We start from the raw sequence: 22,288 nt of genomic DNA, 5'->3' as shown, positions 1-22,288 counted from the left end.
TAGCGCGCAAGATAAATTTTCAAATATTTTGAGGTTAGCTGCGTGAAGCTTGGGTGAGCGGTGTAAAACGGCTGAGATAGAGAGGTGTAGCGGAAGAGAGCAGGTCACCGTACCTGTGGGAGCAGGCTCGCTCCCACAGTGGAGAGGGTGGGGAGAGGGTCAGAGGCTGTCCTGCAAATTGCCGCGCAACACTTGCAGCTCCGCTTGCAGATGCTTGAGGCGCTCCAGGGTCATGCCACTGGCGCCGAGAATGCACTGGGGAATGCTGCGCGCCTTGTCCCGCAGGGCGCGTCCCTGTTCGGTCAGTTCGACGATCACCACGCGCTCATCCTCGCGGCTGCGGGTGCGGCTGAGCAGGCCTTCGGCTTCCAGGCGCTTGAGCAGCGGTGTCAGGGAGCCGGGGTCGGTCAGCAATCGCGTGCTGATTTCGCCGACCGTCAGACCGTCCTGTTCCCACAACACCATCATCGCCAGGTACTGCGGATAGGTCAGGTCCAGTGCCTTGAGCAGCGGCTTGTAGACCTTGGTCATCAGCAGCGAAGTGGAATGCAGGGCGAAGCAGGCCTGGTTGTCCAGCAGCAAGTCGTCGCAAGAGGTGTCGCGTTCGATGGTCATGTCAAAGCCTTGGTCGGTGGTGAGATGAATCTAGCGGGCAAATGTTTAATGCGCCAGATAAATCCGACCTAATGTCGGTCGAGGTTGCGCTGCAGTGCCAGGTCCCAAGGCGGGACAGGGCTGAAACGGCTTTTCAGGTACTCCAGCAACAGTCGGCTGCGTGTGTTGGATTGCTGCTCCAGACGCAAAGCGTAAATCCCCGTGGTTTCCGCCGCCGGCAAGCCGTGTTCGCAAAACAGCGGGCGCAACTCTCCGCGCAGCAGGTATTCACTGGCCAGCCAGGTGGGGAGGTGGGCAATGCCCAGCCCGGCCAGTGCGCCGCACACCAGTGCTTCGGCATTATTGGCGCTCATGCGGATGCGTGCCGGACGGTACAAATGCAATTGCCCCTCCCGTTCGAAACGCCAGGCGAACGGCGGGGCCAGGCCGTCCCAGTCGAGGCCGTCATGCTCGACCAACTGCGCCGGGCCGCTCGGCACGCCACGGCGCTTCAGATAGTCGGGGCTGGCGCAGGCGATGCGCACCATGCTCGCCAGTGGCGTGGCGACCAGCCGGGTATCGGCCATTTGCCCGGCCCGCAGCACCAGATCGACCTTGCCCAGATTCAACCCCTGCATGTCGACAAAACTGTCGATCAGGTGCAATTGCACGTCGAGGCCGGGATAGAGCATCAGAAAGTCGGCAATCACCGGCGCCAGATGGCGACGACCGAACGCTGCGGGGGCATCGATCCGGATCAAACCTTCAGGCGCGCTGCTCAGGGACACCGCTTCGGCGCGGGCCAGTTGCAGTTCGGCGACGATTCGGCGCGCCCGTTCGGCGAACGCCAGGCCGGCCGGCGTGGCCCGTACGGCGTGGGTGCTGCGAATGAACAGCTGGCTGCCGACGGCGAGCTCCAGGCTGTCGATGCGCCGTGCCACGGCTGAAGGGGTCAAGGGATGGCGTCGGGAAGCGGCAGAAAAACTGCCGGTTTCCAGGACATCGAGAAACAGGCCCAACTGCCCGGTCAATTGATTGGGGTTCATGAGTGGTACTGCGCTTGTGCGAAATTGGCATAGCCATTGTGCGTTGCTGTGCGTTTCCGCGCCAGCGCGGACTGCGTAGCATGACAAGCCTGGAACAACAGGAAACGAATCGTGATCGAGTTTTTGCTGTATGTCGTGTTTGGCGCGGCCATGGGGACCCTTGGCGGGTTGTTTGGAATTGGCGGCGGTTTGATTGCGATCCCGCTGTTGGGCGTATGGTGTGGCCTGGATCAGCAGATGGCCCAAGGCACCGCATTGATCATGGTTGTCCCGAACGTGATGCTGGCGCTTTGGCGTTATCACCAACGCAACCGCATCGAGTTGCGTCACGCGCTGCCGCTCGCCGTCATGGGCTTTTGTTTCGCCTGGCTCGGTTCGATCTGGGCGGTGGGCATCGATGCGCAAACCATGCGCCTCGGGTTTGTCGCGTTTCTTGTCGCGCTATCGGCCTACAACCTGGTGCGAATGTTCGCCGCCAGCTCACCCGCTCAATCGCAGATGAAATACAGCTGGCCCTGGTTGGGGGTGCTGGGCGCGGCCTCGGGCACCATGGGCGGCCTGTTTGGCGTCGGCGGGGCGGTGGTGGCGACGCCGGTATTGACCAGCCTGTTCGGCACCACGCAGGTGGTTGCCCAGGGCCTGTCACTGGCGTTGGCGCTGCCCAGCACGGGCGTCACGTTGGTGACCTACGCCGTGCACCACGAGGTGGACTGGATGATTGGCGTACCGTTGGCCATCGGTGGTCTGCTGAGCATCAGTTGGGGCGTGAAAGTGGCCCATGCCATGCCGGAGCGACTGCTGCGCGGGTTGTTCTGCGGTTTCCTGGTGCTGTGCGCGGTGATGCTCGCCTTCAAAGTTTGAAGCCTTCGACGATGTGTTCGGCCAGGCACTCGGTGATCGGCGACGGATTGTGCAGGTTGCGCAGCAGCATGATGCTCGCCTCCGGCAACTCGGGCAGGCCCTCGGCCTCTCCGAGAATCCGCAAGTCGGGGGTGATCAGGCTTTCCAGTTGTGCGGTGATCGCCAGGCCGGCGCTGACCACCGCCATGATCGCCGACAGGCTGGAGCTGTTGTACGCCACCCGATAATCCCGTCCCGAGGCGTCCAGTGCGTTACACGCCCACAGTCGGCAGAAGCAATCGCTGTTGAACATCGCCAGCGGCAACGGCGTCTGTTCATGGGCGCTGAAACATTGCGCCTCGGCCCAGACGAACCTTTCCTTGCGCAGCAGCTGACCGATCTCGCTGCCCGGTTCTCGGGTGACGATAGACAGGTCGAGGTCCTGGCGCAGCAGCAGTTGTTTTGATGATTCGCAGTGCACCTCGATCTGGATCAGCGGGTATGACTGAGCGAATCGCCGCAGAATTCCCGGCAGGAAACGCATCACGTAATCGTCCGGCGTGCCGATGCGCACCGTGCCGACCATGTGCGGCTCACGCAAGGTATTGAACACCTCGCTGTGCAATTTGAGGATGCGCCGGGCATACCCCAACAGGACCTGGCCCTCGGCGGTCAGCCGCACCTGGCGGCCATCGCGCTGGAACAACTGGCGCTGCAACACATCCTCTTCCAGCCGCTTCATCTGCATGCTCACGGCCGATTGCGTGCGGTTGACCAGCTCCCCGGCACGGGTGAAACCGCCCTGATCGGCGATGGCAACGAAGGTGCGCAGCACTTCCGTATCGATACTCGGGTAGGCGGACATACATCAATCTCCGAGATGTGTTGCATAAGAAACATTCGTTGGATTGATCTTAGCCCCGGCGCGACACTTGAGCCATCCCAAACGGAGGGCAACAAGATGAAAGGTCAAAAAGGTTATGCAGACGTAGAAAAACACTCCATCCATGTGGTGTCGGACCTGCTTCACAAAATCAGCCGCTGGTACGAATTGCACCGTGAACGCGAGTTGCTGGCGGGTATGAGTGATGAAGCGTTGAAGGACATCGGGCTCAGTCGCGCGGACGTCGAGCATGAAGCCATTCGCCCATTCTGGGATGACCCGATGCACAAATGAGCCACCCACAACTACACAAACCCTCTCCCGGTGAGGTAGGTTGCGAGCAGACAAGGAGATGCCCATGCCCGCAACGCTGTCCTTTTCCAACAAACAGGCTCGCCGCCTGGCGCTGGCCGCCCAGGGCTTCAATGGGCGTCAGGCGCCAGCGGTGATCAAGGCGGTTCAGCTCAATCGCCTGATCGAACGTCTGGGCCTGCTGCAGATCGATTCGGTCAATGCGCTGGTGCGTTCGCACTACCTCCCTCTGTTTTCCCGTCTTGGCCGGTATTCATCCGATGTGCTCGATCAGGCGGCCTGGAGTTCGGGCCGGCGGCGTACGTTGTTCGAGTACTGGGGCCACGAAGCGTCGCTGCTGCCGTTGTCGATGTACCCGTTGATGCGCTGGCGCATGCAGCGTGCGAGCCGTGGCGAAGACATCTATCAGCAACTGGCCCGTTTCGGGCGTGAACAGCAAGCCACCATTCGCCGGGTCATGGCGTCGGTCGAAGCGCTCGGCGCGCTGGGTGCCGGCAGTCTGTCGACCCGCCAGGAGCGGGCGGGGCCGTGGTGGGACTGGAGTGCGGAAAAGCACGCACTGGAATGGTTGTTCGCCGCCGGCGAGGTCACGGTGGCCGGTCGGCGCGGTTTCGAGCGACTCTACGATTTGCCGGAGCGGGTCATTCCTGCGGCGATTCTGCAACAGCCACTGCTGAGCGAAGCAGAGGCGCAACGCGGTCTGTTGCTGCATGCCGCCACTGCCTTGGGGGTGGCAACGGAAAAGGATCTGCGCGATTACTTTCGTCTCAATCCCGGTGATGCGCGTCCGCGCCTGGCGGAGCTGGTGGAGGCGGGCGAATTGCAGGCCTGCGAGGTTCAGGGCTGGCGTCATGCAGCCTACTGCCTGCCCGAGCCCAAGGTGCCACGCAAGGTCGAGGCCAGTGCCTTGCTGTCGCCGTTCGATTCACTGATCTGGGAGCGCAGTCGCACCGAGCGATTGTTCGACTTCCGTTATCGCCTGGAGATCTACACCCCGCAGGACAAACGGGTCTATGGCTATTACGTGCTGCCGTTCCTGCACAACGAGCGGATCGCCGCTCGGGTGGATCTGCGCGCGGAGCGGGCCAACGGGCAACTGGCGGTGCACGCGGTGCATGAAGAAGAGTCGGGGTTGGATGAGCAGGGGATGCTGGCGCTGGCGCTCAATTTGCGGCGGATGGCCGATTGGCTGGGGCTGGAGCGGGTGCAGCTGAATTGCTTGCGGGCGAGTGCGGATCGGTTGCGGGTGGCATTGGCCAGTATCGAGGGGGCCTGAGCCGGCGTCATCGCGAGCAGCTAGCTCCCACAGGTGACCGAGTCGCTTCTGTGGGAGCGAGCCTGCTCGCGATGGGGGGATCGCGGTCTAGCGCCGAACCTGCTTCAACGTCTCGGCAATCAAAAACGCCAGCTCCAGCGACTGATCGGCATTCATCCTTGGATCGCAATGGGTGTGGTAACGATCCGACAAGCCGTCCTCGGTGATCGGCCGGGCACCGCCGATGCACTCGGTGACGTTCTGCCCGGTCATCTCGATGTGGATACCGCCGGCATAGCTGCCTTCCGCCTGATGCACCTGGAAGAACTGCTTCACCTCGCCGAGGATCTGAGCGAAATCCCGGGTCTTGTAGCCACTGCTGGCCTTGATGGTGTTGCCGTGCATCGGGTCGCTGCTCCAGAGCACTTGCCTGCCTTCACGCTGCACGGCGCGGATCAGCGCCGGCAGATGATCGCCGACCTTGTTCGCGCCCATCCGGGCGATCAGGTTCAGGCGTCCCGGATCGTTGTCCGGGTTGAGTACGTCGATCAGGCGGATGAGGTCATCGGGGTCCATGCTCGGGCCGACCTTGACCCCGATCGGGTTGTTCACCCCGCGCAGGAATTCGACGTGGGCGCCTTCGAGTTGGCGGGTGCGGTCACCGATCCACAGCATGTGCGCCGAGCAATCGTAGTAATCGTTGGTCAGGCTGTCGCGGCGCACGAAGGCTTCTTCGTAGTTCAACAACAGGGCTTCGTGGGCGGTGAAGAAGCTGGTTTCGCGTAGCTGCGGCGAGCTGTCCATGCCGCAGGCGCGCATGAAGGCCAGCGTTTCGTCGATGCGGTCGGCGAGGTGGCTGTATTTCTCGGCCAGCGCGGAATTGGCAATGAAGTCCAGGTTCCACTTGTGCACCTGGTGCAGGTCGGCAAAACCACCCTGGGCAAAGGCGCGCAGCAGGTTCAGGGTCGCGGTGGACTGGTGATAGGACTGCAGCAGGCGCTCCGGGTCCGGCACGCGGCTTTTCTCATCGAAGCCGATGCCGTTGACGATGTCGCCACGGTAGGCCGGCAGGGTCACGCCGTCGATGGTTTCGTCGTTGGCCGAGCGCGGCTTGGCGAACTGGCCAGCCATGCGCCCGACCTTGACCACCGGACAGCCGGCGGCGAAGGTCATGACGATCGCCATCTGCAGCAGCACCTTGAAGGTGTCGCGGATTTTCGCGGCGGAGAACTCGGCGAAGCTTTCGGCGCAGTCGCCGCCCTGCAACAGAAACGCGCGACCCTGGGTGACTTCGGCGAACTGACGGCGCAATTCCCGGGCTTCCCCGGCAAATACCAGCGGCGGGTAGCTGGCCAGGGTCTGCTCGACCTGGCGCAAATGCGCGGCGTCGGGGTAGGCAGGTTGTTGCTGGATCGGCAAGGCACGCCAGCTGTCAGGGCTCCAGGGTTGGCTCATCACGGTCTCGGTTGTTTTACGCTCGGGCCCTCATGTTATCAGCAAATTAGTGCGTGACCTGTTCCCGTCGCTTCGCCGACAATTGCGCCTTTGCCGCGTCATCGTGCGGTTTATCGGGTTGCCGCAGCGGGTGACGATCAGGAGACGAAATGACTGAGGAGCGCGTCGAGCATCTGCTCGCCGAGGTACGGGATGAGTTTGGCGTGATTCGCGTGCTGGAAGTGGCCGACTACCGCTTCCTCGAGTTCGGTGATGCCATCGAGCAGAGCTGCGTGTTCACGGCCGACCCGAGCTGGCTCGAATACGATTACACCCGGGCGATGCTGATCGGCGCGCTGTGCCATGAGCAACCCGAGAGCGCGCTGTTCCTGGGGCTCGGGGCGGGCACGCTGACCCAGGCGTGCCTGAAGTTCCTGCCGCTGGAAGATGTCGAGGCCATCGAACTGCGCCCGGACGTACCGCGCCTGGCCATCGAGTACCTGGGGCTGGACGACGATCCGCGCCTGTACATCCGGGTCGGCGACGCCCTGCAATTGCTGGAAACCGCAGAGCCTGCGGACCTGATTTTCGTCGACCTGTACACCGATGTCGGGCCAGGTGTCGGCCACCTGGCCTGGCGTTTCCTGGAAGACTGCCAGAAACGCCTGAACCCGGGCGGCTGGCTGGTGATCAACCAGTGGGCCACCGATGAGGGCAAGCCGTTGGGTGCGGCGTTGTTGCGCGGGCTCTATCACCGGCATTACTGGGAGTTGCCGGTGAAGGAGGGTAACGTGATCCTGATCGTGCCTGCGGAACTGGATCAGGAACTGGACATGGACGGCCTGGTCGCCCGGGCCGAAGCGCTGGCGCCGCGTCTGGGGTATTCGTTGGAGTCGTTGATCAAGGCGATTCGGCCGGCTACATGAAGTGTGCCCGTGAGGGCCTCTTCGTCGGAATGCCGCCCAGACCAAGCCCGCTCCCACAAGTTCTGTATGTGTCTGCAAATCTTGTGAACACCCCCAGATCACTGTGGGAGCGGGCTTGCTCGCGAAGGCTGACTACCGGTCAACACATTCCTCACGCTCCTTTGAAGATACCGGGCCGCCGCTCCACCATCGACCGCACCCCCTCCCGAGCGTCCTCGGTGGCCAACAACTTCTTCGCCAGCGCCGGCAACGCCTGTGCCGCGACCGTCTCACCTTCATAACGCGCCTGGCGCGCCGACATCAGCGTCGCCTGAACGCCCAGGGGCGCCTGCCGGGCAATCCGCTGCGCCAATTCAATGGCGCGGGGCAGCAGGTCCTCGCTGGCCATGACTTCCTGCACCAGACCCAGATGCAGGGCATCGTGCGCGTCGAACTCGTCGCCGGTCAGCAGCCAGCGCATGGCATTGCCCCAGCCGGCCACCTGGTGCAGGCGCAGCGTCGCGCCACCAAACGGGAAGATCCCGCGCTGCACTTCTTTCTGGGCGAAGCGGGTGTTGCTCGCGCACAGGTTGATGTCGGCGGCGAGCATCAACTCGATGCCGATGGTCAGGCAGTAGCCCTGCGCGGCGACGATCACCGGTTTGCTGACCCTGGGCCCGGCGAACACCCCCCACGGGTCGCAGCCCCCGGGCGGGGCCTGCCAGCCCTTGGCCAGCTCGGCACTGGCGCTGAGCAGATCGAGCCCGGCGGTGAAGTGCTCGCCATGGCCGAACACCACCGCGACCCGCGCTTCGCTGTCGGCCTCGAATTCACCGTAGGCCAGGCTCAGTTCGTTCAGCAGGTCGAGGTCGAAGGCGTTGCGCTTGGCCACTCGATCAAGGCCGATCAACTGCACATGACCTTGTCGCTCCCGGGTGACACGGCTGCGGGCGGGCTGATTCATGGGACGCTTTCCTCGCATAAGTGAAACGTTTTAGCATCAACGCCAGCAGGGCCGGGCCTTTGAAAAGTAGACGCTTGTCCGATTCTGCGCAAAGGTCGGCTGCACAACGGTATATCCGTCAGTTTTCCGACAAATAAAGCTCCCATTCCGGGCGAATTCCGGTATAGTGCGCGCCGGCCTTTAACCGGGCCGCGTTTAGGTAGCGCAATTCGAAGTCACCTTCAGCTGCACGTCCGCACACCGGACTCTTCCTTGACGAATCTTTTCATTCATTCGTTTTCGCAAATCCCCGCCGACAAAGCTGCCAGGGCGACTCTTGAGTCTCAACACGGCATGCGCAGCTTTGGAGCATGGGTCTTTGCGGATGCACTTAGAGGCAGACCCATGACCCAGGAAATCGGCGGCTTCGCCGCTCTTGAACTTCATCCCAATATTGTCGCTGCAGTAGTCGCTACCGGCTATGAAGAGCCTTCGGCCATTCAGCAGCAGTCGATCCCGATCATCCTCGCCGGTCACGATATGATTGGTCAGGCGCAAACCGGTACCGGTAAAACCGCTGCCTTTGCCCTGCCTATCCTGCACCGCATTGATCCGTCCAAGCGCGAGCCGCAAGCTCTGATCCTGGCCCCAACTCGTGAGTTGGCGCTGCAAGTTGCAACCGCTTTCGAAACCTACGCCAAGCAAATGCCGGGCGTGACTGTTGTGGCTGTCTACGGCGGCGCGCCGATGGGCCCACAACTGAAAGCAATCCGTAATGGCGCACAGATCGTTGTCGCCACTCCGGGCCGTCTGTGCGACCACCTGCGTCGCGACGAAAAAGTCCTGCAGACCGTGAACCACCTGGTTCTCGACGAAGCGGACGAAATGCTCAAACTGGGCTTCATGGACGACCTGGAAGTCATCTTCAAGGCCATGCCGGAAACCCGTCAGACCGTATTGTTCTCGGCAACCTTGCCACAATCGATCCGTGCCATCGCCGAGCGTCACCTGCGCGATCCAAAGCACGTGAAGATCCAGAGCAAGACCCAGACCGTGACCGCGATCGAGCAGGCTCACCTGCTGGTTCACGCTGACCAGAAGACTTCCGCCGTTCTCAGCTTGCTGGAAGTGGAAGATTTCGACGCGCTGATCATGTTCGTGCGCACCAAGCAAGCGACCCTGGACCTGGCCAGCGCCCTGGAAGCCAAAGGCTACAAGGCCGCTGCGCTGAACGGTGACATTGCCCAGAACCAGCGTGAGCGCGTGATCGACTCCCTCAAGGATGGCCGTCTGGACATCGTTGTGGCGACCGACGTTGCCGCTCGTGGTCTGGATGTTCCGCGCATCACTCACGTGTTCAACGTGGACATGCCGTACGACCCGGAATCCTACGTTCACCGTATCGGCCGTACCGGCCGTGCCGGTCGCGAAGGCCGTGCACTGCTGCTGGTCACTCCGCGTGAGCGTCGCATGCTGCAGGTGATCGAGCGTGTGACCGGTCAGAAGGTGGCTGAAGTGCGTCTGCCGGACGCCCAGGCCGTTCTGGATGCACGCATCAAGAAACTGACCAACAGCCTGTCGCCGCTGGTGGCTGATGCCGAATCGACCCACGGTGATCTGCTCGATCGCCTGACCGCCGACATCGGTTGCAGCCCACGCGCCCTGGCCGCCGCCCTGCTGCGCAAGGCTACCAACGGTCAAGCGCTGAACCTGGCCGCTATCGAGAAAGAGCGTCCGCTGGTGCCGAACAGCACCCCGCGCGGCGATCGTCCGGAGCGTTCCGGTGATCGTCCTGAGCGTGGTGATCGCGAGCGTCGTGCTCCGATGCCGCTGGGTGAAGGTCGTGCTCGTTGCCGTACCGCGCTGGGTGCGCGTGATGGCATCGCGGCCAAGAACCTGCTGGGCGCCATCCTCAACGAAGGTGGTCTGGCCCGTGAAGCCATCGGTCGCATCCAGGTGCGTGACAGCTTCAGCCTCGTCGAACTGCCGGAAGATGGTCTGGAGAAGTTGCTGACCAAGCTGAAGGACACTCGTGTGGCTGGCAAGCAGTTGAAGCTGCGTCGCTACCGCGAAGATTGATCCGCCCCCGGGCTGATTGATCAGGCATAAAAATCCCCGACTGGTTCGGGGATTTTTTTTGCCTGGTCGTTTATCCCCTGTAGGAGCGAGCACGCTCGCGATGGATTCGACAACACCGCGGGGTGTCAGGCTTCCCGCGTTATCGTTAACGACCATCGCGAGCATGCTCGCTCCTACAGGGGTCGGGGTTATTCGGTGACGTTGCCACCCCCCGCCGTCACCACCTGCACCGTCATGCGCGGCATCGCCAGGTCGAGCCCGGCTTCGTCCAGGTGCCGTTTCAGCGACAGGTTGAACGCCCGGGAAACTTCCCACTGCTTGATCGGCGCGGTCTTGAACCGGGCCCGCAGGATCGCGTTGCCGGACTCGAAACTCTCGACGCCCTGGATCTCCAGGGGCGACCAGATGTTGCGGCGCTGCAGCGGGTCGCTGCGCATTTTCTGGCCGACATCGCGCATCAATTTGATCGCATTGTCGATGTCCATGTTGGCAGGAATCGCCACGCGGAAGATCGCGTAGCCAAACTCTCGCGAGTAGTTCTTGATGCTCTTGATCTCGCTGAACGGGATGGTGTGGACGATGCCATCGATGTCCCGCAGGCGTACGGTGCGGATGGTCAGGCCTTCGACGGTGCCGAGGTGGCCGCCGACATCCACGTAGTCGTCGATGGCCAGGGAGTCTTCGATGATGATGAACAGCCCGGTGATCAGGTCGGCGACCAGCGACTGCGCGCCGAAGCCGATGGCCAGGCCGATCACGCCGGCACCGGCCAGCAGCGGCGTGACGTTCATGCCCATGTTCGCCAGCGCGACGATCAGCGCCACAATGAAAATCGCCACGAACAGCACGTTGCGGATCAGCGGCATCATCGTCTGTGCGCGGGCGTTGGCCAGGCCTTTGCGCGAGCGGGTCAGCGCATGGTGCACCGCCGTGTCACTGAGAATCCAGATCAGCCAGGCAAACAGCAGCGTGCCGCCGAGGCCGAACAATTTGACGCTGACCTCATGGCCATCGCCTTCGGTAAAGGCAATCAGCGACAGGCCCCAGACCCGCAGGCCGAGTTCGATGAATGCCAGCCACACCAGCAGATGGGCCAGGGTGTAGAAGAAGCTTTTCAGGCGTTCGGAATACAACGCATGACGCTTCAACCCGCGTTGCGGTTTCTGCGCGTGGCGGCGCACCAGTCCGTTGATGACCATGCACAACACCAGCAGCACGGTGCAGATCAGCGATTGGCGCAGCGCCGTGCTGGTGTCGCCCGCCGAGAGGAAGGTGGCGAAAAGCGAGATCGCCACCAGGACCAGGGCGGGCACGTACCAGAAGGTCCCGAGGATATCGATGGTGTCGCTGAGCGCGCGCCGGGTCAGGCGCCGGGACAGGGGCTGGTTGCGGATCAGGTGAGCGATGGGGCGGCGAAAGCGCAGGATGAACAAACCGGTGGACAGTGCGGCCATCACATTGGCGACAGTGGCGGCGGTGTGCGCCAGGTGACTGCCGAGGCTGGTGACCAGTCGCGGGTCGCTCAGGGCTTCGCCAAACGCGGCGAAGCTGCCGATCAGCCACAGCGGGCGAAAGGCCTGGTGCCGCAGGATGTACAGGGCGCGATGGCGGTGGGGGCCGTCCAGCAGGGAGAACGCGATGACGCAGATTGCCGAAAAACAGGTGCCCACCACCAGTGCATAGGCCAGCACCATGGCCAGGCTTTTGCCCAGTGAAGAGGGCAGGGCGTAGCTCATGTACACGGTGATCACCAAGGCAATCAGCCACGGGCCGAGTTTGCGCAGGGCGAAGCGCAACATGTCGAGGGCCCTCGGGTGTTGCGGCAGTTCCTCGGTCAGGCCGAAGCGCATCCGCACCCGGTGTCCCAGCCAGATCAGCGCGGCGGCCAGCAGGCTCCAGAGCGCGAGGACGACAGCAAAACCGAAGATGATCGGCAGCCATTCATTGGCCGGCAGAATCAGGGCCTGCAGTTCGTCCTGGGCCAGGGAGAACTCCCGGCTCCAGCGCGTCAGCGGACTGTCGACGCCGGCGAACTGCTGTTCGAAGCGGCTCAGCGTGCCGCCGATCAGGCCCAGTACGCCTTCTTCGGCGGCGGGTTGGGCCTTGCGGGTGGCGTCGCGCAGTTTCTTCAGGTCGGCCAGCAGCTTGCTGCGCTGCTGGTCGTTCTCCAGCGACTTGATGACCTCGTCCAGGGATTGGCCGAGCGGTTCCTGCGCTTCGGGCTGGGTGCTGGCCGAACTGTTGAGCAGGCTCGGCAGGCCGACGGCCTGAGCAGGGGTGATCGGCAGCAATGCCATGAGGCAGATGAACAGCAGGCAGGGCAGGGCAAGCAGACGAGCGAACACTAGGCGGTCAACCTTGAAAAAGCATGTTCACCGAGTGTACGAGCCCGTCATAGTCAATGCGAGCCGAGGGCGAGGATTTTATTCGTTGAGTTTGGCGAGGATCTTGAAGACCACGGTGGCGAGGATGGTCAGCATGCCGATCCACATCGCCAGTACGCCGGCATTCTTGTCGCGGAAGTTGAAGCCAATCGCCAGCAGGATCATCCCGGCGAGAATCGGGATCAGCATGGCGTGAAACGAAGACATCGAGATCATGGATGACTGCCTTGTCGAAGGTGATATTCAAAGTCTAGGCGGTATTTTGGCAACGGTACCGGGGCGGCTGACCGCCAAAGTCGCGGGCGCCACATGACCTGTGGGGGCGGGCTTGCCCGCGATGGCGGTCGTTCAGGCGACGGTGATCTCGCCTGACCCTGCGCCATCGCTGGCAAGCCAGCTCCCACAGGTCCGGTGCAGGGCGTGGGTCAGGGTAATTGCGTGCTCGCGTAAAACGCACTCAACACTTTCACCAGGTGCGCCAGGTCATGGCTGCCGCACAGCTCGCGGATCGAGTGCATGGCGAACGTCGGCAGGCCGATGTCCACGGTGCGTACGCCCAGGTGACTGGCGGTGATCGGGCCGATGGTCGAGCCGCAACCCATGTCGCTGCGCACCACGAAGCTCTGCACCGGCACTTCCTCGGCCATGCACAGGTGGCGGAAGAACCCGGCGGTTTCGCTGTTGGTGGCGTAGCGCTGGTTGCTGTTGACCTTGATCACCGGGCCGGCGTTGAGCTTCGGGCCGTGGTTGGCGTCGTGCTTGTCGGCGTAGTTGGGGTGGACGCCGTGGGCGTTGTCGGCCGAGACCAGCAGCGACTTCTGAATGGTACGCACGAACTCGTCACCTTCGGGCAGCAGGCGACGCAGGGTCTGCTCGAGCATCGGGCCGTCGGCGCCGCAGGCGGAGCACGAGCCGACCTCCTCGTGGTCGTTGCAGACCAGCACACAGGTTTCGTCGGTGTCGGCGGTCAGCAGGGCCTGCAGGCCGGCGTAGCACGACAGCAGGTTGTCCAGGCGTGCACCGGCGATGAAGTCTCCGTTAAGGCCGATGACCGCTGCGCTCTGGGTGTCGTAGAAACTCAGCTCGTAATCGAGCACCACGTCGGCGTTCAGGCCGTGCTCCAGTGCCAGCTGGTTGGTGAGGATGGCGCGGAAGTCCACACGCTCGTCACCGGCAAATTGCGCGAGGACCGGCGGCAATTCAGTCTGGGCATTGATCGCCCAGCCCATGTTGGCCTCACGGTTGAGGTGAATGGCCAGGTTCGGAATGATCGCAATCGGCGCCTTGAAGTCGATCAGCTGGCTTTCGACCTTGCCATCACGGCGGAAGGTCACCCGACCGGCGAGGGACAGGTCGCGGTCGAACCAGGGCGCCAGCAGCGCGCCGCCGTAGACCTCGACGCCCAGCTGCCAGAAACCCTGGCGTTGCAGTTCCGGCTGGGGCTTGACCCGCAGACAAGGGCTGTCGGTGTGGGCGCCGACCATGCGGATGCCGCCATGCAGCGCCGAATGGCGGCCCATCTTGATGGCGACGATCGAAGAGTCATTGCGGGTGACGTAGTAGCGGCCGTTGGCTTCGGTGGTCCAGGGCTCGCGTTCGTCGAGGCGTTGATAGCCTGCCGCTTCCAGGCGCTGAACAAGGCTGGCAGTGGCATGAAACGGGGTAGGGGAGGCCTTGAGGAAATCGATCAGGCCTTGGTTCAACTCTTCGCGCATAGGTAGCTCCAGACAGCAATGGCGCCAGTTTAACGTATTGGCCTGGGCCATGCTCAAAACGGTGCCGGGCACTCGAAACGCAGGCGCTCGCCGGTCTGTGGATGGGTGAAGCTGAGCATGCTCGCATGCAGGCACAACCGTGGCCAGGCTGCCAGCGCCTGCTCATGGGCGTACAGGCCGTCGCCCAGCAGCGGGTGGCCGATGGAGAGCATGTGCACGCGCAATTGATGGGAGCGGCCGGTGATGGGCGTCAGCTCCACCCGGCACCAGTCGCCGCAGCGCTCGAGCACGCGCCAGAACGTCAGGGCGTGTTTGCCTTGCTCGTGGTCCACCACATGACGTGGCTTGGTCGGTGGGTCATAGCGCAAGGGCAGATCGATGCTGCCGCTGTCGAGTTCGGGCTGACCCCAGCAGAGTGCGGTGTAGGCCTTTTCTGTTTCTCTATCGTGAAATTGCCGTGACAGTTCGCGATGGGTGTCGGGGTCGCGGGCCAGCAGGATGATGCCGGAGGTTTCCCAGTCCAGGCGATGGACGATTCGGGCTTCGGGGTAACCGTTTTCCTGCAGGCGGGTGATCAGGCAGTCCTTGTTGTCGTCGGCGCGGCCGGGGACGGAAAGCAACAGGGTCGGTTTATCCACCACCAATACGGCGGCGTCCTGATGGATGATGCGGATGTTGGACAGCGGCATTAAAACAGTCTCGTAACAAACGCCAACGGCGGTTCAGGTTTTTCCATTCCTGGTGGGGGAACGAAAAAACCTGAACCGCCGTGGCTCCAGCCGGATCGACTCAGCGATCTGGGAGGGTGATATTGAGTTCCAGAATCGAGCAGCTGCCCTGGTTTTCCAGAGCGACGTGCACGTCATCGGACCCGATATTGACGTACTTGCGGATCACCTCGACCAGTTCCTTCTGCAAGGCGGGCAGGTAGTCCGGGGTACTGCGTTGGCCGCGTTCGTGCGCCACGATGATCTGTAGACGCTCTTTCGCTACCGAGGCGGTACTGGGCTTCTTGTTAGCACGAAAGAAGTCAAAAATATTCATTACCGGCCTCCAAACAGACGCTCAAAGAATCCTTTCTTCGTCACATCGAGAAACCGATGCTCCACGGTTTTGCCCAGCAGGCGCTCGACCGCATCGCTGTACGCCTGGCCGGCGTCGCTCTGGTCGTCGAGAATCACCGGCACGCCGGAGTTGGATGCCTTGAGCACCGCCTGGGACTCGGGGATGACGCCCAGCAGGGTCACGGCAAGGATTTCCTTGACGTCTTCGACGCCCAGCATCTCGCCGTCATGCACGCGCTGCGGGTTGTAGCGGGTGAGCAGCAGGTGTTCGCGGATCGGGTCTTCGTTGCGCTCGGCGCGACGGGACTTGCTGGCCAGCAGGCCGAGCATGCGGTCCGAGTCACGTACGGAGGACACTTCCGGGTTGGTCACGACAATCGCTTCATCGGCGAAGTACATGGCCAGGTGCGCACCTTTCTCGATGCCGGCCGGGGAGTCGCAGACCACGAAGTCAAACTGGTCCTTGAGCTCCATCAGGACTTTTTCCACGCCTTCGAGGGTCAGCGCGTCTTTGTCGCGGGTCTGACTGGCGGCCAGTACGTAGAGGTTTTCCAGGCGTTTGTCTTTGATCAGGGCTTGTTGCAGGTTGGCTTCGCCGTTGACCACGTTGACGAAGTCATACACCACGCGACGCTCGCAACCCATGATCAGGTCGAGGTTACGCAAGCCCACGTCGAAGTCGACGATCACTGTCTTGTGCCCGCGCAGAGCGAGGCCGGTACCGATAGCAGCACTGGTGGTGGTCTTACCCACACCACCCTTGCCGGATGTAACCACTAGAATCTTGGCCAAGGTGTTTCACCCCTAAGGAAAAAGGACTTCTGGTCCCTGAAAAACATCTCTTGAAAAAAACGACTGCAGTCGGACAGCCTTGGCTGAAATCTGGTCCTGAACGGCGTTTACCCGCTGGTAAACACGCTTTTGACCATCTTCCTACTTCGTTTGAGCCGTTTTCGCTACGTTTTAGAGATGCTTGGAAAATGCGGCAGTATCCGTTAAAGCCGGATGATGTTCAACACGTCGCCCGACAGGCTGACTTGAACGCCGGCGCCCCACAGCGGGTCGCGGCGCAGGTCTTCCGAGACCTTGTAGTGGCCGGCGATGGACACCAGTTCAGCGGTCATCTGCTGACAGAAAATCCTGGCTTTCGTATCGCCCTTGACGCCGGCCAGTACGCGCCCACGCATCGCGCCGTATACATGGATGTTGCCATCGGCGAGAAGTTCCGCTCCCGGACTGACCGAGGAGATCACCACCAGGTCGCTGCCCTGGGCGTACACCTGCTGGCCGCCGCGTACCGGCGAGGTGATGATTTTGGTCGGTTTGATCGTCGGTTCCGGCGGTTTTTCCGGTTTCTTCGGGGCGGCGGCTTCCAGCGGTTCCAGCGCGCGTTCACGGGCGCCGGAGGGTGGCAGCACCGGCAGGTCGACGGCGATGGCGGCAGCAATGTCCTCGATGCGGCTGGCGCGAATGGCCAGGGTCCGCAGGCCGTGCTGACGGCAGATGCGCATCAGGCCCGGCAGGTCAACGGTGCCTTCGCTGGCGGGGAGCTTGTCCAGCGCCAGGACCAGCGGCGCGTTGCTGAAGAAACCGGGCGCCTGGGCGACCTTGGCGGCCAGTTGCCGATCGAGGCTGTCGAGGTCGTTGCGCGCCAGCTCCAGCACGGTAATGGCGAGCATGCTGCCCTTCAACTGGAACACGGGATCCTGGTCTTGCGATTCGGTTTGGCTCATGGTCGGCATACAACGGCTTGTCACTAAAAGTGCCCAGACTTATAACGAGAACGCTCGCCAGCCGCAAGCCGGGTCGAACGATGTAGAATGCGCGGCCACTGTCTTTGCGGAACATTTAATGGATCGCCCGAGTTTCAATAAAAGATTTCTGATGCCGCGTTTCTGGCCGTTGTGGTGCGGGCTGGGGCTGTTGTGGCTGATCGTTCAATTGCCGTATCCGGCGTTGCTGTTCATCGGTCGCGCCCTCGGGGCCCTGATGTACCGTGTGGCGGGTGACCGGCGCAGCATTGCCCGGCGCAATCTCGAGCTGTGCTTTCCGGAAAAATCCGCTGCCGAGCGCAAGCGCCTGCTCAAGGAAAATTTTGCCTCCACCGGCATCGCCTTCTTTGAAATGGCCATGAGCTGGTGGTGGTCGCGCGAGCGCCTGGCGAAACTGGCCCATGTGGAAGGCCTGGAGCACCTGCAAAAAGCCCAGCGCGAGGGCAAGGGCGTGATCCTCATGGCCGTGCATTTCACCACGCTGGAAATCGGTGCGGCGCTCCTGGGCCAGCAGCACACCATCGACGGCATGTACCGCGAGCACAAGAACCCGTTGTTCGATTACATCCAGCGTAACGGTCGCGAGCGCCACAACCTCGACTCGCTGGCGGTGGAGCGCGAGGACGTGCGCGGCATGCTCAAGCTGCTGCGCGCCGGTCGCGCAATCTGGTACGCACCGGATCAGGACTACGGCGCCAAGCAAAGCATCTTCGTGCCGCTGTTCGGCATTCAGGCGGCGACCGTCACCGCCACCAGCAAATTTGCGCGGCTGGGCAAGGCACTGGTGGTGCCGTTCACCCAGGAGCGGCTGGCCGACGGCAGCGGTTACCGCCTGGTGATCCATGCGCCGCTCGAAGGGTTTCCCGGTGAAACCGAAGAAGAGGACTGCCTGCGCATCAATCAGTGGATCGAAGGTGTGCTGCGCGAGTGTCCGGAGCAATACCTCTGGGCCCATCGCCGCTTCAAAAGCCGTCCACCGGGCGAGCCCAGGCTCTACCCGAAGCGCGCCTGACCTGTAGGAGCGAGCATGCTCGCGATGGTGGCATGAACACTGCGGAGTGTCAGGCCGCCAGTGTCATCGTTAACGACCATCGCGAGCATGCTCGCTCCTACAGGGGGCGACACACGTACACAACCACACGCATCAAGGAGTGTTGCCCATGAACCCCGCTGAACCGGTTACAGGCTTGATTCTATCCGGCGGCGGGTCTCGTGCAGCCTATCAAGTCGGGGTGCTGGCGGCGATTGCCGAACTCTTGCCGCTGGGCGCGGACAATCCGTTTCCGGTGATCGTCGGCACGTCGGCGGGGGCGATCAATGCGGTCAGCCTGGCCAGCGGCGCGACCGATTTTCGCAGCGCCATCGAGCGCCTGACCGCTTTCTGGCAAGGCTTTCGCAGCCATCTGGTGCTGCGCAGCGATTGGCCCGGGGTCATTCGCCAGGCCAGTCGCTTCGTCGGCCACAGCCTGCTCGGTTTGGGCAGCCAGGTCCCGGTGGCGTTGCTCAACAGTTCACCCCTGCGCGATCTGCTCAACGACAAGCTGCACATGGGCGGCATCGCCGACGCCATCGCGCAACAGCAGTTGAAGGCCGTGGCGGTCACCGCGTTCGGCTACGAATCGGGTCAGGCCGTGACCTTTTACCAGGGCGGCGGCACCATCGAGGCGTGGTTGCGCCACCGGCGGATTGGCGTGCCTGCGCAACTGTCGGTAGAGCACCTGCTGGCCAGTTCGGCAATCCCCTTGTTGTTTGCGCCGGTGAAAATCGGCGAAGAGTATTTCGGCGATGGCGCGGTGCGCCAGTCGGCACCGATCAGCCCGGCCCTGCACCTGGGCGCCAGCCGCGTGCTGGTGGTCGGCGTGAGCGGCAACCCGCGCGGCGTCGACCCCGATCAGCCGCTGCAACGCGCCTACACCGGGCAGCAGCCGACCCTGGCGCAAATCGGCGGGCACATGCTCAACAGCACCTTCATCGACAGTCTGGAAAGCGATATCGAACTGTTGCAGCGTCTGAACCAGTTCAGCTACCTCATGCCTGATGGCACGCCGGTGCGGACGTTGGGCGTGGCGCCGGTGGACGTGCTGGTGATTTCGCCGAGCCAGCCGATCGACGAGATTGCCGCACGACATCGCCAGGAAATGCCGGCGGCGCTGCGCCTGTTCCTGCGCGGCCCGGGGGCGACCAAAACGAGTGGGGCGGGGGTGTTGAGTTACCTGCTGTTCGAGGCGGGGTATTGCAGCGAGTTGATTGACCTGGGGCGACGCGATGCGCTGGCCAAGAAGGATGAGTTGTGCCGGTTTTTAGGGCTGGAGAGCGCTTGAGACCCTGTAGGAGCGAGCATGCTCGCGATGGAGGTCAACGATGACGCTGGCAGCCTGACACCCCGCGTTGCTCTCTCGTCCATCGCGAGCATGCTCGCTCCTGCAGATTATCGTGCGACCAGAAGTGGTCGAAGCCAGGTCAGATCAGAAGTGAACCTTGACCAGGAAGCTGGTGGTGCTCTGATCGGTCTTGAAGCCCGAGCTGTCTTCGATCCCGTACTTGTTCTTCCAGTAGTCGTACTCGACACCCACGTACAACTGCTTCTCGCCCAGGTTCAGCGCCTTGCCCAGGTCGTATTTGATCTGCGGCACGATGTGCAGGTTGGCGTGGTATTCGCCTCGGCGGTTGACGTCGTTGTCGACCACCCAGTCGATGAAGCCGTCGATCAGGATGTTCGAGTCGCCGACCGGGATGGTGTAGGCCCAGGCCGGGGTGATCTGCCAGATATCGTCGCCCGGGCGGCTGCCTTCGGTGTTGCGGTTGTAGAAGTTGAGCTGGAAGTAATCGAAGCCCGGGATGTCCAGGTCGAAGCCCGGACCGATCAGGTAGGCCTCGGTGTCGTTTTCGCCGAACTCGTAGGTCATGGCCAGCAGCACATCCTTGACCGGGCCGAACGCCAGCTTCTGATCGAAGATCTTGCCGAACGACAGGCGCGGGCTGAACTCGCCGTAGTGGGTGTTCTTGCCCGCGAAATCATCCTCCTTGCCGTTGTAGAAGATCTTGTCGATGAAGAAGAAGTTGTCGCCGTATTTCCAGGCGTCGGCGTGTTCGAACGTCACGGTCTGCTGGATGCGCGGGTTGACCTGGAAGTCCTTGCCATACAGGTAGGTCAGGCTGTTGTTCTGCCACTGAAACAGGTCTTCGGCCACGGCCTGGCCCCCGGCCAGCAGGGATCCTGCCAGCATCAGGCTGGTGCACGTACGTTTCATTCGGTTGCTCCCAAAAAATAGGTGTTGCACGGTTTTTTTCATGTTGGCGCTCTGGTGTGGCGCCTTTTTTTGTCGAGGTAGAACGTCAGCGGTTGGGTCGGTGCCCGCACGGTGGGCAGGCACGGGGTCGGGCGGGCGCGGAGGATACTGACTCATCGGCCAGCTCACAAGTGGCGCGCAGCCGCATCCTGACGACGGGGTGGTCGGTGTCCGGGTCATCGTTTGCTCTCTGTTGTTTTTGTTTTGTGAGGTGCGGGCATTCCCACCAGGAGAATGCCGGTTCAATCAATGCGGATGCGCGTGGCAGTCGTTGATCCTGGCCCGTTCACGTCCACCAAGGATGTTGAACAGCAGGTTCAGCACCAGGGCGCTGATCGTGGCCATGGCGATGCCGCTGTGGGTGATCGGGCTCATCCACAGGGGCAGGTGGGCGAAAAACTCCGGACGCACCACCGGAATCAGGCCCATGCCGATGCTGACGGCGACCAGCAACTGGTTGCGGCGGTCACCGATGTCTGCCTCTTGCAGGATCTTGATTCCCGTGGCGGCCACCATGCCGAACATGGCAATGGCCGCGCCGCCAAGCACGGCAGGCGGGATCGACGCGACCAGGAACGCCGCTTTTGGCAACAGGCTCAGGACGATCAGCAGGCCACCGGCGACGATGGTCACCGACCGGCAACGCACGCCGGTCATTTGCACCAGGCCGATGTTCTGGGCGAAGGAGGAGTGGGTGAATGTGTTGAAGAAACCGGCGAAGAACGAGGCGCCGGCGTCACACAGCAGACCGCGCCGCAACCTGCGCGGGCAGACTTCCTCGCCGGTGATCTTGCCCAGCGCAAGGAACATCCCCGTGGACTCGACAAAGATGATCACCACCACCAGGCACATCGACAGGATCGGCGCGAGTTCAAACGTCGGCAGGCCGAAATGCAACGGCGTCACGATTTGCAGCCAGGGCGCCTGGGCCATGCCGCTGAGGTCGACCATGCCGATCACCCCGCATACCACGTAGCCCAGGCACATGCCGATCAGCACCGAAATGTTGACCCAGAAACCGCGCATGAAGCGATGCACCAGCAGGATGGTACCCAATACCAGTGCCGCGATGGCCAGGTAGATCGGTGATCCGAATTGCACCGCCTGCGCGCCGCCGCCCGCCCAGTTGACCGCCACGGGGAACAGCGACAGCCCGATCGAAGTAATGACCGTGCCGGTCACCAGCGGCGGGAAGAAGCGCACGACTTTGGACATGAACGGCGCGATCAGCATGCCGAAGAACCCGGCGGCGATGGTCGCGCCGAAAATCCCCTGCAGGCCGATCCCGGGCATGCCCGCCATGGCGACCATGCTGCCGACTGCGGCAAAACTGGCGCCCATCATCACCGGCATGCGGATGCCCATGGGGCCGATGCCGAGGGATTGCACGATGGTGGCGATGCCGGCCACCAGCAGGTCGGCGTTGATCAGGAAGGCGATTTCCTCACGATCCAGGCCTGCGGCCTGTCCGATGATCAGCGGCACCGCGATGGCACCGCCGTACATCAGCAAGACATGTTGCAAGCCGACCAGGATCAGTTGCAAAAGGGGCAAACGCTGAATGGCGGGTGCGTCGGGGATGCGTGCTTTGGAGAGCTCGGACATGCAACACCTCGGATCTTTTTTATTCTTGTGATTTTGTGCAGCAGGCAAACCTGTGGGAGCGGGCTTGCCCGCGAAAGCGTGGGGTCAGTCAACAATGATGTTGAATGGAATGACCCCTTCGCGGGCAAGCCGCTCCTACAGGGTTTTGCGTTGCACCTGTGGGAGAG

21 protein-coding genes are annotated in these 22,288 nt (G+C 62.5%); 7 read left to right on the top strand and 14 right to left on the bottom strand.

The window, feature by feature from the left end:
• Nucleotides 1-159 precede the first annotated feature (159 nt).
• Nucleotides 160-615 carry a MarR family winged helix-turn-helix transcriptional regulator gene (locus tag QIW53_RS10135; RefSeq protein WP_371049522.1) on the bottom strand — a complete coding sequence of 152 codons (456 nt, stop codon included), beginning with the start codon at nucleotides 613-615 and terminating at the stop codon, nucleotides 160-162.
• Between the two features lie 68 nt (nucleotides 616-683).
• Entirely contained in the window at nucleotides 684-1,640 is a 957-nt protein-coding gene (locus tag QIW53_RS10130) for a LysR family transcriptional regulator (RefSeq protein ID WP_371049521.1), read from the bottom strand.
• A gap of 111 nt (nucleotides 1,641-1,751) precedes the next feature.
• Here QIW53_RS10130 and QIW53_RS10125 point away from each other — a divergent pair, with 111 nt between their 5' ends.
• Nucleotides 1,752-2,501, top strand: a complete 750-nt coding sequence (locus QIW53_RS10125) for a sulfite exporter TauE/SafE family protein (protein ID WP_371049520.1) — start codon at nucleotides 1,752-1,754, stop codon at nucleotides 2,499-2,501.
• Here QIW53_RS10125 and QIW53_RS10120 read toward each other — a convergent pair.
• Nucleotides 2,491-3,345 carry a LysR substrate-binding domain-containing protein gene (locus QIW53_RS10120; protein ID WP_371049519.1) on the bottom strand — a complete coding sequence of 285 codons (855 nt, stop codon included), beginning with the start codon at nucleotides 3,343-3,345 and terminating at the stop codon, nucleotides 2,491-2,493. The two genes, QIW53_RS10125 and QIW53_RS10120, sit on opposite strands and share 11 nt — an antisense overlap.
• Nucleotides 3,346-3,441: 96 nt before the next feature.
• Between QIW53_RS10120 and QIW53_RS10115 the strand changes: the two genes are divergently transcribed.
• On the top strand, nucleotides 3,442-3,657 hold the full coding sequence (locus QIW53_RS10115) for a DUF1127 domain-containing protein (protein ID WP_371049518.1): 216 nt from the start codon (nucleotides 3,442-3,444) through the stop codon (nucleotides 3,655-3,657).
• 64 nt (nucleotides 3,658-3,721) lie between these two features.
• Complete coding sequence (locus tag QIW53_RS10110; RefSeq protein ID WP_371049517.1) at nucleotides 3,722-4,951, top strand: winged helix-turn-helix domain-containing protein; 1,230 nt, start codon at nucleotides 3,722-3,724, stop codon at nucleotides 4,949-4,951.
• 87 nt (nucleotides 4,952-5,038) lie between these two features.
• Here QIW53_RS10110 and QIW53_RS10105 read toward each other — a convergent pair whose 3' ends face one another.
• The gene (locus QIW53_RS10105; protein ID WP_371049516.1) at nucleotides 5,039-6,385 is read right to left on the bottom strand and encodes a class II 3-deoxy-7-phosphoheptulonate synthase; all 1,347 of its coding nucleotides are present in this window, start codon (nucleotides 6,383-6,385) and stop codon (nucleotides 5,039-5,041) included.
• 149 nt (nucleotides 6,386-6,534) lie between these two features.
• Here QIW53_RS10105 and QIW53_RS10100 point away from each other — a divergent pair, with 149 nt between their 5' ends.
• Complete coding sequence (locus tag QIW53_RS10100) at nucleotides 6,535-7,290, top strand: spermidine synthase (protein ID WP_371049515.1); 756 nt, start codon at nucleotides 6,535-6,537, stop codon at nucleotides 7,288-7,290.
• 151 nt (nucleotides 7,291-7,441) lie between these two features.
• Here the strand turns inward: QIW53_RS10100 and QIW53_RS10095 are convergent, their stop codons facing one another.
• Nucleotides 7,442-8,233: a crotonase/enoyl-CoA hydratase family protein gene (locus tag QIW53_RS10095; protein ID WP_371049514.1), complete on the bottom strand. Its 792-nt coding sequence runs from the start codon at nucleotides 8,231-8,233 to the stop codon at nucleotides 7,442-7,444.
• Nucleotides 8,234-8,617: 384 nt separating this feature from the next.
• Here QIW53_RS10095 and QIW53_RS10090 point away from each other — a divergent pair, with 384 nt between their 5' ends.
• The gene (locus QIW53_RS10090; RefSeq protein WP_371049513.1) at nucleotides 8,618-10,291 is read left to right on the top strand and encodes a DEAD/DEAH box helicase; all 1,674 of its coding nucleotides are present in this window, start codon (nucleotides 8,618-8,620) and stop codon (nucleotides 10,289-10,291) included.
• 188 nt (nucleotides 10,292-10,479) lie between these two features.
• Here QIW53_RS10090 and QIW53_RS10085 read toward each other — a convergent pair whose 3' ends face one another.
• The 7 genes from QIW53_RS10085 to minC form a co-directional block, all read right to left on the bottom strand.
• On the bottom strand, nucleotides 10,480-12,636 hold the full coding sequence (locus tag QIW53_RS10085; protein ID WP_371049512.1) for a mechanosensitive ion channel family protein: 2,157 nt from the start codon (nucleotides 12,634-12,636) through the stop codon (nucleotides 10,480-10,482).
• A 78-nt stretch (nucleotides 12,637-12,714) separates the two neighbouring features.
• The gene (locus tag QIW53_RS10080; RefSeq protein WP_201190755.1) at nucleotides 12,715-12,891 is read right to left on the bottom strand and encodes a hypothetical protein; all 177 of its coding nucleotides are present in this window, start codon (nucleotides 12,889-12,891) and stop codon (nucleotides 12,715-12,717) included.
• A 209-nt stretch (nucleotides 12,892-13,100) separates the two neighbouring features.
• A complete protein-coding gene (locus QIW53_RS10075; RefSeq protein WP_371049511.1) occupies nucleotides 13,101-14,390 on the bottom strand; it encodes a M18 family aminopeptidase in 1,290 nt (429 codons plus the stop codon).
• A 53-nt stretch (nucleotides 14,391-14,443) separates the two neighbouring features.
• A complete protein-coding gene (locus tag QIW53_RS10070) occupies nucleotides 14,444-15,079 on the bottom strand; it encodes an RluA family pseudouridine synthase (protein WP_371049510.1) in 636 nt (211 codons plus the stop codon).
• 100 nt (nucleotides 15,080-15,179) lie between these two features.
• Nucleotides 15,180-15,434: a cell division topological specificity factor MinE gene (gene minE / locus QIW53_RS10065; protein WP_007944431.1), complete on the bottom strand. Its 255-nt coding sequence runs from the start codon at nucleotides 15,432-15,434 to the stop codon at nucleotides 15,180-15,182.
• Nucleotides 15,434-16,246: a septum site-determining protein MinD gene (gene minD / locus QIW53_RS10060; protein ID WP_371049509.1), complete on the bottom strand. Its 813-nt coding sequence runs from the start codon at nucleotides 16,244-16,246 to the stop codon at nucleotides 15,434-15,436. Before minD ends, minE begins: the two co-directional genes overlap by 1 nt.
• Before the next feature lie 203 nt (nucleotides 16,247-16,449).
• The gene (gene minC, locus QIW53_RS10055) at nucleotides 16,450-17,187 is read right to left on the bottom strand and encodes a septum site-determining protein MinC (RefSeq protein ID WP_371049508.1); all 738 of its coding nucleotides are present in this window, start codon (nucleotides 17,185-17,187) and stop codon (nucleotides 16,450-16,452) included.
• A gap of 118 nt (nucleotides 17,188-17,305) precedes the next feature.
• Between minC and QIW53_RS10050 the strand changes: the two genes are divergently transcribed.
• The gene (locus tag QIW53_RS10050; RefSeq protein WP_371049507.1) at nucleotides 17,306-18,238 is read left to right on the top strand and encodes a lipid A biosynthesis lauroyl acyltransferase; all 933 of its coding nucleotides are present in this window, start codon (nucleotides 17,306-17,308) and stop codon (nucleotides 18,236-18,238) included.
• A 148-nt stretch (nucleotides 18,239-18,386) separates the two neighbouring features.
• A complete protein-coding gene (locus QIW53_RS10045) occupies nucleotides 18,387-19,547 on the top strand; it encodes a patatin-like phospholipase family protein (protein ID WP_371049506.1) in 1,161 nt (386 codons plus the stop codon).
• Between the two features lie 144 nt (nucleotides 19,548-19,691).
• On the opposite strand, the gene QIW53_RS10040 is transcribed toward QIW53_RS10045, so the two are convergent.
• Together QIW53_RS10040 and QIW53_RS10035 are read right to left on the bottom strand one after the other, a co-directional pair.
• Nucleotides 19,692-20,477: an outer membrane protein OmpK gene (locus QIW53_RS10040; RefSeq protein WP_371049505.1), complete on the bottom strand. Its 786-nt coding sequence runs from the start codon at nucleotides 20,475-20,477 to the stop codon at nucleotides 19,692-19,694.
• Between the two features lie 285 nt (nucleotides 20,478-20,762).
• Nucleotides 20,763-22,121, bottom strand: coding sequence for a nucleobase:cation symporter-2 family protein (locus tag QIW53_RS10035; protein WP_371049504.1), 1,359 nt, complete (start codon nucleotides 22,119-22,121; stop codon nucleotides 20,763-20,765).
• Nucleotides 22,122-22,288: the final 167 nt, after the last annotated feature.

Origin of the sequence: Pseudomonas fluorescens, from assembly GCF_041354075.1 — a bacterium.
Lineage (GTDB): Bacteria > Pseudomonadota > Gammaproteobacteria > Pseudomonadales > Pseudomonadaceae > Aquipseudomonas > Aquipseudomonas fluorescens_CE.
The sequence above is the reverse complement of the archived record's forward strand: the minus strand, read 5'-3'. Positions and strand labels throughout refer to the sequence as shown.

Bases quoted from the DNA above. Each gene is read 5' to 3' on its own strand.
- QIW53_RS10135 (WP_371049522.1), bottom strand. From the start codon at position 615: ATGACCATCGAACGCGACACCTCTTGCGACGACTTGCTGCTGGACAAC.
- QIW53_RS10130 (WP_371049521.1), bottom strand. From the start codon at position 1,640: ATGAACCCCAATCAATTGACCGGGCAGTTGGGCCTGTTTCTCGATGTC.
- QIW53_RS10120 (WP_371049519.1), bottom strand. From the start codon at position 3,345: ATGTCCGCCTACCCGAGTATCGATACGGAAGTGCTGCGCACCTTCGTT.
- QIW53_RS10115 (WP_371049518.1), top strand. From the start codon at position 3,442: ATGAAAGGTCAAAAAGGTTATGCAGACGTAGAAAAACACTCCATCCAT.
- QIW53_RS10110 (WP_371049517.1), top strand. From the start codon at position 3,722: ATGCCCGCAACGCTGTCCTTTTCCAACAAACAGGCTCGCCGCCTGGCG.
- QIW53_RS10105 (WP_371049516.1), bottom strand. From the start codon at position 6,385: ATGAGCCAACCCTGGAGCCCTGACAGCTGGCGTGCCTTGCCGATCCAG.
- QIW53_RS10100 (WP_371049515.1), top strand. From the start codon at position 6,535: ATGACTGAGGAGCGCGTCGAGCATCTGCTCGCCGAGGTACGGGATGAG.
- QIW53_RS10095 (WP_371049514.1), bottom strand. From the start codon at position 8,233: ATGAATCAGCCCGCCCGCAGCCGTGTCACCCGGGAGCGACAAGGTCAT.
- QIW53_RS10090 (WP_371049513.1), top strand. From the start codon at position 8,618: ATGACCCAGGAAATCGGCGGCTTCGCCGCTCTTGAACTTCATCCCAAT.
- QIW53_RS10080 (WP_201190755.1), bottom strand. From the start codon at position 12,891: ATGATCTCGATGTCTTCGTTTCACGCCATGCTGATCCCGATTCTCGCC.
- QIW53_RS10075 (WP_371049511.1), bottom strand. From the start codon at position 14,390: ATGCGCGAAGAGTTGAACCAAGGCCTGATCGATTTCCTCAAGGCCTCC.
- QIW53_RS10070 (WP_371049510.1), bottom strand. From the start codon at position 15,079: ATGCCGCTGTCCAACATCCGCATCATCCATCAGGACGCCGCCGTATTG.
- minE (WP_007944431.1), bottom strand. From the start codon at position 15,434: ATGAATATTTTTGACTTCTTTCGTGCTAACAAGAAGCCCAGTACCGCC.
- minC (WP_371049508.1), bottom strand. From the start codon at position 17,187: ATGAGCCAAACCGAATCGCAAGACCAGGATCCCGTGTTCCAGTTGAAG.
- QIW53_RS10050 (WP_371049507.1), top strand. From the start codon at position 17,306: ATGGATCGCCCGAGTTTCAATAAAAGATTTCTGATGCCGCGTTTCTGG.
- QIW53_RS10045 (WP_371049506.1), top strand. From the start codon at position 18,387: ATGAACCCCGCTGAACCGGTTACAGGCTTGATTCTATCCGGCGGCGGG.
- QIW53_RS10040 (WP_371049505.1), bottom strand. From the start codon at position 20,477: ATGAAACGTACGTGCACCAGCCTGATGCTGGCAGGATCCCTGCTGGCC.
- QIW53_RS10035 (WP_371049504.1), bottom strand. From the start codon at position 22,121: ATGTCCGAGCTCTCCAAAGCACGCATCCCCGACGCACCCGCCATTCAG.